Genomic DNA, 14024 nt, shown 5'->3' with positions numbered 1-14024 from the left:
TTATGACGGCTTTTCTATAAGGCGAATTACCAAAAATCAACCAACGCGATAGTTCGGTGCTTCTTTGGTAATGGTCACATCATGCACGTGAGATTCAGACATACCGGCTGCGGTAATCTTCACGAATTTGGCATTCTGACGCAGGTCTTCAATGGTTGAAGAACCGGTATAACCCATTGATGAACGTAAACCGCCCATCATCTGATGCACGATATTACCCATTGGGCCTTTGTACGGTACGCGACCTTCAATACCTTCTGGCACCAGTTTTTCAGCACCGGCTTTAGAGTCCTGGAAGTAACGGTCTGCAGAACCGGTTGCACCCGCCATGGCACCCAATGAGCCCATACCACGGTATGCTTTGTAGTAACGGCCCTGGAAGAATTCAACTTCGCCCGGTGCTTCTTCAGTACCAGCGAGCAGTGAACCAACCATGATGGTGCTGGCACCTGCGCCAATCGCTTTGGCCATATCGCCAGAGAAACGGATACCACCATCTGCGATCAATGGAATCTGTTCTTTTAATGCATTCGCTACAGAGTCAATCGCCGAGATTTGCGGCATACCAATACCGGCCACAATACGGGTGGTACAGATAGAACCCGGACCAATACCGACTTTCACTGCATCTGCACCCGCATCTAATAACGCAAGCGCAGCATCACCCGTTGCGATGTTACCACCAATGACCTGCACTTGCGGATAGTTCTGTTTTACCCAGCGTACGCGTTCAATTACACCGGCAGAGTGACCGTGTGCAGTATCGACTACAATCACGTCCACACCAGCTTCAACCAGCGCTTCTACACGGCTTGGGGTTTCTACACCGGTACCGACTGCAGCACCTACGCGTAAACGACCGAGGTCATCTTTACAGCTGTTTGGATAAAGTTCTGCTTTACGGAAATCGGTGACCGTAATTAAACCACGCAGTTCGTTGTTCTCACCCACCACCAGTACTTTTTCAATACGGTGCTGTTGCAACAGTGCCTGGATATTTTCTTTTGATTCGCCTTCACGCACCGTCACCAGACGGTCCTGACCGGTCATGATGTTGCTGACCGGCTGCTCCAGATTGGTTTCAAAGCGTGTATCACGACCGGTGACGATGCCCACCACTTTGCCATCTTTCACCACAGGAACACCGCTGATGTTGTTGGCTTGAGTTAAGGCAATCAGTTCACGTACTGTGGTTTCTGGGGTCACAGTGATCGGGTCTTTGACCATACCGGCTTCAAATTTTTTCACACGACGTACTTCAGCCGCCTGCGCTGCGATATCCATGTTTTTATGCAGGATACCAATACCGCCATTTTGCGCCATTGCAATGGCCATACGGGATTCAGTCACCGTATCCATGGCTGCAGACACAAGAGGAATATTCAGATTAATGCCGCGAGTTAAACGTGTCTTTAGAGAGACATCTTTTGGGAGGACAGTTGAGTAGGCAGGGAGTAATAAGACATCATCGAAGGTTAGCGCTTCTTGAACGATGGTCAACATAACAGTCTCACTGGTAATTTCCGTGCGCTATTATAAACAAATCTTGCTATAAATTTCATTTGTTATTGCATAAATAATTATTTATTCCGCACATCCTGACAATTCGGATGAGTTTGCTGATGAAAAAAGCAGGCCATGGCCTGCTTTTCTACGATAACAGCATCTGGATGCTGAAGTCTTTAACTGACCCGGTCAAAATCCGGGTCCTGGCCATCATTGGCCGCTTCGACCAGCACTAAAGGAATCAGGTTATGCGCACGGCGTGCCTTATTGCACTGCTCATCGGCAATCTGTACCTCTTTGCAACTGGAACTGCGCTGCTCGTACATAGAGCAGCTGACCTGTTGTCCGACCGTTCCCTCCAGCGCAATACAACGCGGATTGGCCTGATTGGTCCCTTTCATGCATGAATAGAGTGCATTTACCGGTTCAGTATAATGCTCAGGCATGGGAATGCCTTCTGCCCAGTAAAATGAAACTCTAAAATAGGTGCAGCATGCGCCGCAGCTAAGACACGCATCTGAGGAAGCAACTTGAGACAACATTGTTAAAATTCTCGTCATCAAAAAAGAGTTTTTTTGGGGAAGAAAATATAAAAAATGTTGTTTTTACACTCAAGTTATTTTTTCAGTTTTTTACGCGATTTTTTGGCTTAAGTCGGGCAGGTAAATACCGACTCATCCATCAGGTCGACACCACATTCCAGCGTTTCAATCCAGTCCAGGAACTGGTTAATCCGTTCCTTGCCCACAAACGCGGTACCATGCTGCGGTACAATCATTTCAACATCCATTTGACGCACCATATTCACCCATAAACGGATGACTTTATTGGCACACATATAACGCTGATGAAAAGCTTTCATTTTTGGAATATGCGCGGCAAAGTTTTCTAACGGCTTGGACGCATCTTCGACCATTGAAGCGCCCATATCGCCGGAAAACAGGATTTTGGCCACCGGATCATAAAACTGGAAATTACCGACTGAATGCAGGAAATGCGCAGGAATGGCGACAATGGATGCCTGTCCCAATGGAATCACCTGGCCATGATCAGGCAGTTCAATCAGACGCTCCAGCCAGTTGCCTTTCATCCGGTCACTCATAAAGGCCGAGTTCAAGTGCGGCAAGAAACGCGCCCACAGTTTCGAAGCCACCACTTTGGCATCGGTATACACCAGCCAGCGCGGCATTGAGGTAATAATATCCGGGTCCTGATGCGATGCCATCACATAGTCCAGATTGGTCAGGCGGGTATATTTATTCAGTTCCATGGTCAGCGGCACATAGGTCAAATCACCGCCCGGGTCCAGAACTGCGGCACGGTCATTGTCCAGAATCAGAAACTGGTTGGCCTGTACACCCTCACCTTTGACCAGACTGGTGAAACTGATACATTTATGCGTGCCATTATCAAATAATACTTGTGATGTGGTGCGATCGAACGCCATACCTTGTCCCCAAAAAATCTTATCTTTACATTAAATTTTTAATTCCCTATAAAATAAAGGGTATTCCGCCAACTTACAATCAATATACAATTTAACTTTCAACTATTTTGTAGAAGCACAGGTCAGGTTCAGGCCATAAAAAAGCCCAATCGTGAAGATTGGGCCAAAATCAGTAGCAGCCTTTAAAAGAAATAATATTGCAGCAAGGTACTGACCCCAATGATCAGGAAAATCAGTGCACCAATTTTATGAATCAAGGATACCGGTAATTTCTCTGCCATTTTATTGCCGATAAATACTGCCGGCGCATTGGCAATCATCATCCCCAAGGTGGTGCCAATCATCACCCAGAAAATACTGTCGAAACGCGCGGCCAGTGCCACGGTTGCAATCTGGGTTTTATCACCAATTTCTGCCAGGAAGAACAGAATAAAGGTAGCACCAAACACCCCGTATTTCTGCCATTTGTTGATGCTTTCATTTTCATCATCCAGCTGATCCGGAATCAGCATCCAGATCGCCATTCCAATAAAACCGAGTGCCAGAATCCAGCGCAGAATTTCAGGACTTAAAATGGTGGTAATCCATTGTCCCAAGGCTGCAGATAAACCGTGATTGATCAGGGTAGCGGCCAGAATCGCCAGCAGAATTGGCAGCGGTTTACGGAAGCGGGCCGCCAGTAACAGGGCCAACAGCTGGGTTTTATCACCCATTTCGGCCAAAGCGACAATTGCAGTTGAGATCAGGAATTCATACATGATGGATTTCTCTGGCTAGCACACATACCAATGACCTATCCCTCCTGCTAGCCAAATCTGCAGAGTGATAAATCAAAGGTCTTGCCAACAAAAGAAAGCTTGAGAAAAGCATTTTGGTTCTTTGCTATGATGACCATGCCCTGTTGAGCAAATATGTTGACCATCACCTTTTTACTTTGCGTAAAAAGCGGCTACTCCCCAATGAAGTGCTGTTATTGTAATCGGCCACAGAAAAAACTCAAGTACCAAAAGCAAAAACCCTGCCGAAGCAGGGTTTTTTCAACTTTGCACGTTCTCCGTCACAGAGAAACACCAAGCGGAGTTTTAGATTAACAAAGTCCGGATATCTTTGAGCAGCTTGGTCAGCTTGTTGGTAAATCGGGCTGCATCTGCGCCATTAATCACACGGTGATCATAAGACAGCGACAACGGCAGCATTAAGCGTGGATCAAAGCCTTCGCCATTCCAGACCGGTTGCATGGTGGCAGGAGAAATCCCCAGAATTGCCACTTGCGGCCAGTTCACCAGCGGCGTAAAGGCGGTGCCGCCAATTGCGCCAAGGCTGGAAATGGTAAAGTTGGCGCCTTGCAGGTCTTTCGGTGACAGTTTCTTGTCACGCGCTTTTTGGCCCAGCTCGCCCAATTCAACTGCAATCTGCTTAATTGATTTTTGATCCGGATTACGCAGTACCGGTACCGTCAGGCCATCTGGTGTCGCTACCGCAATCCCCATATGGATTTCATTACGGAGCAGCACGGACTTACCATCATCAGACAAGTGACCGGCAAACTCGCGCTCTTCTTTCAGCAAGTACGCCACTGCCTTAATGATAAAGGCCATAATGGTCAGGCTGATGCCCTCTTTCTTGAAGTTGCCTTTCAGCTCATTACGCCATGCTTCCAGTTCGGTGATGTCTGCTGCATCAAACTGGGTTACTTGCGGAATGTAGTTGTTTAAAGACAGCTGCGGAATAGACACTTGCTGCAAGCGGGTTAAAGCTTTCTCTTCCACACCACCAAACGCATCGAAACTTGGCAATTTCGGCAAGCCCAATGGTGCTGCTGCCACCGCTGCGGCCGCCGGAGCAGTTTGCGGTGCTGTCAGACGCGACTTCACATAGGCCACCAAGTCTTCTTTCATGACCCGTGCATGTGGACCGGAAGCTTTGACATCGGCCAGGATGACACCCAGTTCACGTGCCAGTTTACGCACTGCAGGACCAGCATATACTTTCGAGTTCGCTGCATTTTGCTCTTTGGTGAGCTTGTCTGCAGTATGTGTACTCGGTACAGCGCTTGAGGCGTGTGCGGCTGGCGCAGCAGGTGCGGCTTTTTGTGCTGGCGCTTCAGCTTTTGCTGCTTGCGGTGCTGCAGGTGCTGCCTGACCTTCCGCCTCAATGGTCACCAAGGCAATGCCTTCTGACACATTCTGGCCCAGCTCGACATGAATCGCCTTGATTACACCCGCGGCGGTACTTGGCACTTCAACCGTGGCCTTGTCCGATTCCACCACAATAATACTTTGATCTTTTTCGACCGTATCACCGACCTGAACCAGAATTTCTGCAACCGCGGCTTTATCAACCCCTAAATCCGGGACCTTCACTTCGACATCACCCGCCGGTGCTGCAGAAGCTGGCGCTGCTGGTTCAGCTTTGGGTTCAGGCGCCGCCTGAGCAGCGGGTTGCTGTTCGGCTTGAGCTTGCGACTGTTCAGCTGCTGGTGCTGCCTCTGCCGTGGCCACGGTCAGAATCACCACACCTTCTTTGACGCTATCGCCAGCCTGAATCTCAATAGAGGCCACCGTACCCGATACCGTACTTGGCACTTCCACCGTGGCTTTGTCCGATTCCACCACCACAATGCTCTGATCGACATCAATCTGATCGCCGACCTGAACCAGAATTTCACCAACCAGCGCTTTTTCTACACCAATATCCGGCACTTTCACTTCAACGGTTACAGCGCTGCCAGCCGCTGCTGTCTGGTTTTGCGAGGCTGCCGCAGGTTGATGGCTGCTCACTTCCGCAATAATGTCCTGATCAGACAATGAGGTCGGGGTGTTTTCAGACGTTTTTTGCGGTGCATCAGCCAGTTGTGGTTCAACGGCTTGTAACGTTCCATCTTCGGCTTCCAGTTCAATCAGCACCGCGCCTTCTGCGACTTCATCACCCTGATTGACCAGAATGCTTTTCACCACCCCGGCTGAAGTGCTTGGCACTTCAACAGAGGCTTTGTCGGATTCCAGCAACACAATACTGTCATCGACCGCAATGCTATCGCCGACTTTGACCAGAATTTCAGCCACGGTGGCTTTATCTACACCAATATCAGGAGTCGTAATGTGCATGATTAGTTCTCCTCTTTGTAGTCAGCCACAGCGTGCAGCTCAGGCGTAGCCTGTGGTGCCCACGCGACCGGACGGTCGGTATCCAGCTCAAAGCTTGAAATGGCATCTTTGACCAGACGCGCATCAACTTCGCCTTCATCGGCCAGTTTCTTCAAGGTCGCCACCACAATGTGCGCGGCATCGACACCAAAGTAGCTACGCAGGTTGGCACGTGTATCCGAACGGCCATAACCATCTGTACCCAGCGCCACAAACGGACGGCTATCTGGCAAATAAGCACGGATCTGTTCGCTATAAGCACGCATATGATCGGTTGCAGATACCACAATACCGTCAGTACCACGCAGCTGTTTCGATACCCACGGCTCTTTGGCTTCTTCCGCCAGCGGATGCAGACGGTTATATTCTTCGCATGCCATACCATCACGCGCCAGTTCGTTGAAGCTGGTCACGCTGTAGACATTGGAGTGAATCTGGTATTCCTCACGCAGGATTTTCGCGGCTTTAATCACTTCACGCAGAATTACACCTGAACCAAGAAGCTGAACCGTGGCTTTCTCATCTTCTTCAAGCAGATACATACCACGCTTGATGCCTTCTTCAACGCCCTGCGGCATTTCAGGATGCTCGTAGTTCTCGTTCATAACCGTCAGGTAATAGAATACACGTTCCTGATTGACATACATGCGTTGTAAACCGTCATGGACGATAACCGCCAGTTCATAACCGAAACATGGGTCATAAGAGACACAGTTTGGAATGGTATTGGCCAAAATGTGCGAGTGACCGTCCTGGTGCTGTAAACCTTCACCGTTCAGGGTAGTACGGCCTGCGGTTGCACCGAGCAAGAAACCTTGCGCCTGTGCATCACCGGCTGCCCAGGCAATGTCGCCAATCCGCTGGAAACCAAACATTGAGTAGTACATGTACATCGGAATCATTGGCAGGTTATTGGTCGAATAACTGGTCGCCAACGCCGCCCAGGCACTCATTGCACCGGCTTCGTTAATCCCTTCCTGCAGCATGTGACCGTCTTTGGCTTCACGGTAATGCATCAACTGTTCCTGGTCTTCCGGGGTATATTTCTGGCCATGTGCGGCATAAATACCCAGTTGACGGAACATGCCTTCCAGACCGAAGGTACGCGCTTCATCTGGAACAATTGGCACTACGCGGTCTTTAATGGCTTTTTCTTTTAACAGCGCAGAGATCAGGCGCACCATCACCATGGTGGTCGATTGTTCTTTACCGTTTGAACCTTTCAGCACTGCATCAAACACCGACAGCTCAGGAATCGCGAGAGATTCGCTATCTTTACGACGTGCCGGCAAGTAGCCGCCCAGTGCTTCACGACGCGCCTTCATATATTTAATTTCAGGCGAGTTTTCACTTGGACGATAGAATGGCACTTCTTCCAGCTGCTCATCGGTAAATGGCAGGTTGAAACGGTTACGTACATATTTCAGTGATTCAAGCTGCATTTTCTTGATTTGGTGAGTTTTGTTCACCGCTTCAATTTCTTCAGACAGACCATAGCCTTTTACGGTTTTGGCCAGAATCACGGTTGGCTGACCTTTGGCTTTGGTCGCTTCGGTATAGGCGGCAAATACCTTGTACGGGTCGTGACCGCCGCGGTTCAGATTATCAATATCTTCATCGCTTAAGTTTTTCACCAGCTCTTCAGCTTCCGGATAACGGCCAAAGAAGTGCGCACGGGTGTAAGCACCACCTTTCACCTGATAACGCTGATAGTCACCATCAACCGCTTCTTCCATCACTGCTTTCAGCGCGCCAGATTTATCTTTATCCAGTAGCGGGTCCCAATGACGGCCCCAGACCACTTTAATTACACGCCAGCCTGCGCCGCGGAACAGTGATTCCAGTTCCTGAATAATTTTACCGTTACCACGTACCGGGCCATCCAGACGCTGCAGGTTACAGTTCACCACCCAGATCAGGTTGTCGAGCTTTTCACGACCGGCCAGCGAGATTGCACCCAGGCTTTCCGGTTCGTCCATCTCGCCATCGCCCAGATAAGCCCAGACTTTACGGTCTTCTTCTTTGATCAGGCCACGGTTCATCAGGTATTTTTGAATATGCGCCTGATAGATTGACATGATCGGACCCAGACCCATGGATACGGTCGGGAACTGCCAGTAGTCTGGCATCAGGTATGGGTGTGGGTAAGATGGCAGACCTTTACCACCCACTTCACGGCGGAAATTATTTAAATGCTCTTCCGTCAGACGGCCTTCAAGGAAAGAACGTGCATAGATACCTGGTGCACAGTGACCTTGATAATAGATCATGTCGCCGCCAAAGTTATCGCTATTGGCACGGAAGAAATGGTTAAAGCCGACATCATAAAGGGTGGCAGAAGAGGCAAAACTGGCCAGGTGACCACCAAGGTCATCGCCCGTTTTGTTGGCACGCAGTACCATCGCCAGTGCATTCCAGCGAATCAGGGCGCGGATACGACGTTCCATATCCTGATCACCCGGCATTGGTGGTTGCTCTTCAACGGAAATGGTATTTAAATAAGGCGTATTTAGACGCTGAATGGGAACGTGTTTCGCGATTGCCCGTTGATAAAGTTTTTCTAATAAAAATGCCGCACGCTCGGTTCCCATGTGCTGCAAAACTGAATCAAACGCGTCCTGCCACTCTTGGGTTTCCTGCGCGTCGGTATCACCATAATACGCCATAGTCGGTCATTCCTGAATCCTAATTATATGGTTTATATGTACCATATTTCTGCTTTCTAAAGGTATGGCCATCGGTGAATACGACTTTAGACTAGTATTTCGAGAAAAAATATCTATTGACGTTTTATTACCCAAAATAACAAAAAACCGCCAATAGCGGCGGTTTAATATACAGACAATATTCTTTTGAGTGATAATATAATCGTTATAAGGTCTTAATGCATGACGTGCTCAAAAATTAGGCCTTTTGAGCAAAAGCCGCAAGCTGTTAAGGCAGCATTGCCAGGTAAGTCGATGGGTTTTTACGAACGCCGTCTTTTACTACTTCATAATGTAAATGAGGACCGGTACAACGACCTGTACAACCCACGTTTGCAATATGCTCACCTGCAGCAACACGATCGCCGACACGTGCAATTAAGCGTGATGCATGAGCGTAACGGGTTAAATAGCCATTGCCATGGTTAATTTCAACATATTGACCATAACCTGTACCCCAACCTGATTTAGTTACGATACCCGGGCCAGTGGCATAAATTGGTGTGCCGCTTGGCGCTGCTAAATCTAAACCTGAATGACGTTCAGCACGACCATTCATGGTACGACCGCCATAGTTTGAGCTTACACGGGCATTTGGTAAAGGATGCGCCACTAACCAGCTATATGGATTAGCGCTATAAGATTTCGCAGAAGACGCTGAACCGTATTTTTTCGCTAAAGATTCGTTGTTTAATTCAACCGTTTTTTCACGCAGTTTGACATTAATTTCAGTTTGCGCCGGAATATTGATGTCTTGTGACTCGCTATAGGTCCCTTGTGCCAGGGTGCGGGTCAATTCTTCAATACGGTCTGTCGATGAATTTTGGCTGTTTAAGTCAACCAGATCAGCAAAAGCCACTGACGCCGCAGAAGCCGCCAAAGAAAACGCTAATAAAATACGTCGCGTATGCATAAAAACCTCATAAAAACTGTTCTTACTCAGAGTTCCTTGGTGATCTCTTCCTTGATCTTCACTGAAAGGAGCGCATAAGATTAAGACATAAACATGAAGGAAATATGTATGTCCGAGCCTTGTAACGTCTTTCGCCAAACAAGAAAACACATAAAAACAGGAAACCTAACGTTTCTCTCAACGCAAGTTGCTGCCTGGCAGAAACTTACTCAAATTATTCAACCCTTGTTGCCCCAACCCGAACTTTGGCAGGTTGTTTGTTATCAGCAAGGGATTCTTACCATTACTGGCACCAATCAGGCGATGGTGAGTCAACTGGCCTATTTGCAAAAACAGTATGTTGCTCAGCTATCACAATTGGCAGAACTTCAAGATTTACACAAGATTCAGGTCCGGTTAAAACCGCAGTTGCAAACGCCCCCAAAACAGGAAAAATCTTCAAGAACACTCAGTACAGAAACCCAGGAAATGCTTCGCGGTGCTGCTGACTTTGTGAGCGACCCTAAGCTTAGCCAAGCTTTGTTACGTTTGGCAAGCAATAAAAAGTAACATTGCGCCAATCTAAAAAATACAAAACCGATAAAAACGAGAATTAGTTCACTTTTTTAGATGTTACATTATAACATCACCAAGGAAAGACAATGACTTATGTCACACTCACATACGGAATTGGACATTGATTGATGTCATCAAATGTTACAATTTCATAGCTGCTTGGATCTTTTTGCACATTCCGCAAGAGCTGGTTATTCAGTGCATGACCCGATTTATATCCATCAAATTTCGCAATAATTTGATAACCGAGCAAATACAGGTCGCCCACCGCATCTAATATTTTGTGACGAACAAATTCATCCGAGAAACGCAGGCCCTCTTCATTGACCACACCGGTGTCATCGACCCCAATGGCATTTTCAAGGCTGGCGCCCAAGGCCAGATTGTTGGCTTTTAAATAATCCAGATCTTTCATAAAGCCAAAGGTGCGTGCTTCACTGACTTCATAGACGAAGGTTTCGGTAGAAAAATCAATGGTGGCAGACTGATATTCTTTTTTAAAGGCGGGATGATCGAAATCGATGGTGAAATTGAGCTGGAAACCGTCATGCGGGGTGAAAATGGCACGTTTATCATCAATTAGCGCTTCGACCGGTTTTAAAATCTTGATGAATTTTTTTGGCGCATCCTGCTCTTTTAAGCCACCCTGCATTAATAAATAGATGAAGGGACCGGCACTGCCGTCCATAATTGGCACTTCAGAAGCGGATACTTCGATAATCAGGTTATCAATTCCCAGACCTGCCAGCGCACTCATAATGTGTTCAATGGTGCCGACTTTGGCATTGTCCTGAACCAGATTCGAGCACATAAAGGCTTCCTGAATCAGCATGGCATCGGCCGGAATATCGACCGGTGGATTCAGGTCAATACGGCGAAACACAATTCCCCCGTCAGCATGGTGCGGCACAAAGTTAATCATGACTTTCTGTCCACTATGCAGACCTATACCACTCGCTTTCACGACACGTTCTAGGGTACGTTGTTTCAACATGCTCTCAATTCATCTGTATATAAAACCGCTATACGTTAGCATATTTAGCCATTGATAAAAAACAAAAAGGTAGCCATTTGGCTACCTTTTACAAGTTTTGGAATAAAAATCTATATCGTAAAAATTATTTACGTTGTTGATTTTTAAGATATTCCTGAATACTCATTGGCGTTGGACGCGAATTATTGCTGCTGCCTGCAGTCGCATTGATGGCCGGCGCTGCCTCTGCCTGACGCTGAATGGCCGGAACATCATCTTCTTCAACCGGCTGTTGAGCGGTTGCCTGTGCAGACTGCACCACTGAAGAACGCTTGACTGGCTCAACCGCATCGGCTGAATTACGGGTCAAACCAGTGGCAATTACGGTCACGCTGATTTCATCACGCGCATCCGGATCAAATACGGTACCGTAGAATACCTGGCCTTCATCCAGATCGACAATCTGGTTGACAACATCGGTAATTTCTTCAATTTCACCAAAGGTCACGTCATCACCACCGGTCACGTTAATCAGAATACCTTTGGCATTCATGATGGTCACGTTATCGAGTAATGGACTGCGAATCGCCTGCTCTGCTGCCTGACGGGCACGGTTTTCACCACGCCCCAGACCGACACCCATCATGGCATAGCCACGGGTACTCATGGCCGTTTTCAAATCGGCAAAGTCAAGGTTGATGTGACCTGGACGTACCACTAAATCAAAGATACTGCGCACGGCATTTAACAGCACGTCATCTGCCTTTTTATAGGCATCTTTCATGGAAATGTCGCGGAATACTTTTAACAAGCGCTGGTTTGGAATGATGATCAGGGAATCAACATGCTGCTCTAAAGCTTCAATACCTTTTTCTGCAGATTGCAGACGGCGTTTACCTTCAAAGTTAAACGGTGTGGTTACGACACCGACAGTTAAAATGCCCATTTCTTTGGCAATTTCAGCGACAACAGGTGCAGCACCGGTACCGGTACCACCGCCCATACCGGCAGTCACAAACACCATATCGGTGCCTTCTAACTGCTGGCGAATCAGCTCGCGGCTTTCTTCAGCAGCGGTTTGACCCACTTGCGGATTAGCCCCTGCGCCCAGACCACGGGTACTTTGCTCGCCCAGCTGAATTTTGCACTGTGCATTCATGCGGTCCAGTGCCTGTTTATCGGTATTGGCACAGACAAATTTCACACCCTGGATATCTGATTCCAGCATATGCTGTACGGCGTTACCGCCTGCACCACCTACACCAAATACAGTGAAACGGGCTTGACCGTTGTTATCGGTTTGATCATCTTCAAAAAATTCAAATGAGGCCATGACCTTTAGCTTTCCTAATTCATAATTGGCAGTCACTTCAGCCCGTATACTGCCTTGATCTTAATAAAAAATTGTTTTTAAGAATGCTGTCCAACGGCTGCCTTGTCAAGTACAAGCGATAATCCGTACAACTTCCTAACAATATTCCCTAAAAAATCAACTAAAAAATTGATTTCAGTTTTTCGTTGAGTCCTGACCAGGCACGACCTACACGCGCCCAGACCGATAAGGTCTCCGGGTCTTCGGTTTCGACAATGGTGTCCTGACTGTAGCTCTGGCTATACATCAGCACGCCCGCTGCGGTTGCATACTGCGAACGGCGCAAGGCAGCCTGATGCGGTTCATCGGCATAAACCTGTACCGGCGGATTGCCCAAATGCGCAGACACACCCAGGGTGCGGCGTACCAGACTGACCATGCCTTCAATCTGACAGGCATCACCAGCCAGCACCACACCATGATATAAGCCATGAATGGCGCCACTGTTTTCCAGTTCCTGACGGATTTGCGCAAAAATTTCTTCATAACGCGCAATAATAATTTCCGACAGTTCAATCCGGCTGATGGTTTGCGGACCATCAATGCCCTGAATCTGAATCATGTGATCAGGTTTGACCACTTTTAAATCGACGCAACCGTAAAGTAGTTTAATCCGCTCGGCTTCTTCGGTGGTGGTCTGCAATACCGCCGCGATATCACGGGTCACATGCTCACCGCCACGCTGCAGGGTTTGTGACAGCGCCAGACGACCATCCAGATAGACCGCAATATTGGTGGTACCGGCGCCAATATCAACCAGGCACACGCCATATTCTTTTTCATCTTTCAGTAAACTGGCTTCAGCGGTGGCCAGATGCGACACCACCATTTTTTCTACACCAATATTGGCCCCTTTTAAGGCACGGTCCAGATTCTGCATGGTGCTAATCGGCAGCATCATCAGCTGATAATGACCGGTCATGCTATGCGCCGACATACGGATCGGGTTTTGTACCCATTCACCGGAATCATCCAGATCAAAGCCCAACGGCACCGCGCTGACCAGATAATGATCTGAAGTTAAATGGCTGGCTTTGGCCAGATCTAAGGCACGAACCACTTCACTTGTTGTAATTGTGTGGTCACTATTTTCAATCGGGGTACGCCCCGCAGCATAAAAACTTTTTAATTCTGCACTTGGAATAGAAATCCAGGCTGAATGCACCCGGCATTCCGCCATATCTTCTGCTTCTTGAACGGCATTTTTAATGGCTGTAATGACTTTATCGAGACTTACAATTTTTCCTTTATTCATGCCTCGGTTACGAGCGGTAGCCATACCAATCACTTGGATATTGTCTGGCGCGTGTACCTTACCAATCAAAACTGAAACTTTGTGTGTCCCAATGTCAATCGCAACAACCGAGGGAACAGCTTCACTCATTTATTTACTACCATCACATGTTT

At 47.9% G+C, this 14024-nt stretch carries 11 protein-coding genes and 1 riboswitch; of the genes, 1 reads left to right on the top strand and 10 read right to left on the bottom strand.

From position 1 onward, the window contains the following. Positions 1-36 precede the first annotated feature (36 nt). The 7 genes from guaB to P253_RS09135 form a co-directional block, all read right to left on the bottom strand. A complete protein-coding gene (gene guaB / locus P253_RS09165) occupies positions 37-1503 on the bottom strand; it encodes an IMP dehydrogenase (protein WP_005180795.1) in 1467 nt (488 codons plus the stop codon). 179 nt (positions 1504-1682) lie between these two features. Further along, on the bottom strand, positions 1683-2048 hold the full coding sequence (locus tag P253_RS09160) for a YkgJ family cysteine cluster protein (RefSeq protein ID WP_075167288.1): 366 nt from the start codon (positions 2046-2048) through the stop codon (positions 1683-1685). Between the two features lie 107 nt (positions 2049-2155). Then, on the bottom strand, positions 2156-2953 hold the full coding sequence (locus tag P253_RS09155; protein WP_016658744.1) for an oxygen-binding di-iron domain-containing protein: 798 nt from the start codon (positions 2951-2953) through the stop codon (positions 2156-2158). Between the two features lie 182 nt (positions 2954-3135). After that, the gene (locus P253_RS09150; protein WP_016658743.1) at positions 3136-3711 is read right to left on the bottom strand and encodes a TMEM165/GDT1 family protein; all 576 of its coding nucleotides are present in this window, start codon (positions 3709-3711) and stop codon (positions 3136-3138) included. Between the two features lie 70 nt (positions 3712-3781). Beyond that, positions 3782-3923, bottom strand: a riboswitch (yybP-ykoY riboswitch). A 112-nt stretch (positions 3924-4035) separates the two neighbouring features. After that, positions 4036-6060: a 2-oxo acid dehydrogenase subunit E2 gene (locus tag P253_RS09145; protein WP_016658742.1), complete on the bottom strand. Its 2025-nt coding sequence runs from the start codon at positions 6058-6060 to the stop codon at positions 4036-4038. Between the two features lie 2 nt (positions 6061-6062). Then, on the bottom strand, positions 6063-8765 hold the full coding sequence (gene aceE / locus P253_RS09140; protein ID WP_005180803.1) for a pyruvate dehydrogenase (acetyl-transferring), homodimeric type: 2703 nt from the start codon (positions 8763-8765) through the stop codon (positions 6063-6065). 268 nt (positions 8766-9033) lie between these two features. Next, the gene (locus P253_RS09135; RefSeq protein ID WP_005180807.1) at positions 9034-9717 is read right to left on the bottom strand and encodes a M23 family metallopeptidase; all 684 of its coding nucleotides are present in this window, start codon (positions 9715-9717) and stop codon (positions 9034-9036) included. Between the two features lie 108 nt (positions 9718-9825). Between P253_RS09135 and P253_RS09130 the strand changes: the two genes are divergently transcribed. Continuing rightward, the gene (locus P253_RS09130; RefSeq protein ID WP_016658741.1) at positions 9826-10266 is read left to right on the top strand and encodes a DciA family protein; all 441 of its coding nucleotides are present in this window, start codon (positions 9826-9828) and stop codon (positions 10264-10266) included. A 97-nt stretch (positions 10267-10363) separates the two neighbouring features. On the opposite strand, the gene lpxC is transcribed toward P253_RS09130, so the two are convergent. From lpxC to ftsA, 3 genes are all read right to left on the bottom strand, one after another. Then, positions 10364-11266: a UDP-3-O-acyl-N-acetylglucosamine deacetylase gene (gene lpxC, locus P253_RS09125; RefSeq protein ID WP_016658740.1), complete on the bottom strand. Its 903-nt coding sequence runs from the start codon at positions 11264-11266 to the stop codon at positions 10364-10366. 124 nt (positions 11267-11390) lie between these two features. Beyond that, a complete protein-coding gene (ftsZ, locus tag P253_RS09120) occupies positions 11391-12578 on the bottom strand; it encodes a cell division protein FtsZ (protein ID WP_005180810.1) in 1188 nt (395 codons plus the stop codon). 160 nt (positions 12579-12738) lie between these two features. After that, on the bottom strand, positions 12739-14001 hold the full coding sequence (gene ftsA / locus P253_RS09115; protein WP_005180811.1) for a cell division protein FtsA: 1263 nt from the start codon (positions 13999-14001) through the stop codon (positions 12739-12741). Positions 14002-14024 lie beyond the last annotated feature (23 nt).

Source organism: Acinetobacter indicus CIP 110367 (assembly GCF_000488255.1).
GTDB classification, from domain to species: domain Bacteria; phylum Pseudomonadota; class Gammaproteobacteria; order Pseudomonadales; family Moraxellaceae; genus Acinetobacter; species Acinetobacter indicus.
The sequence above is the reverse complement of the archived record's forward strand: the minus strand, read 5'-3'. Positions and strand labels throughout refer to the sequence as shown.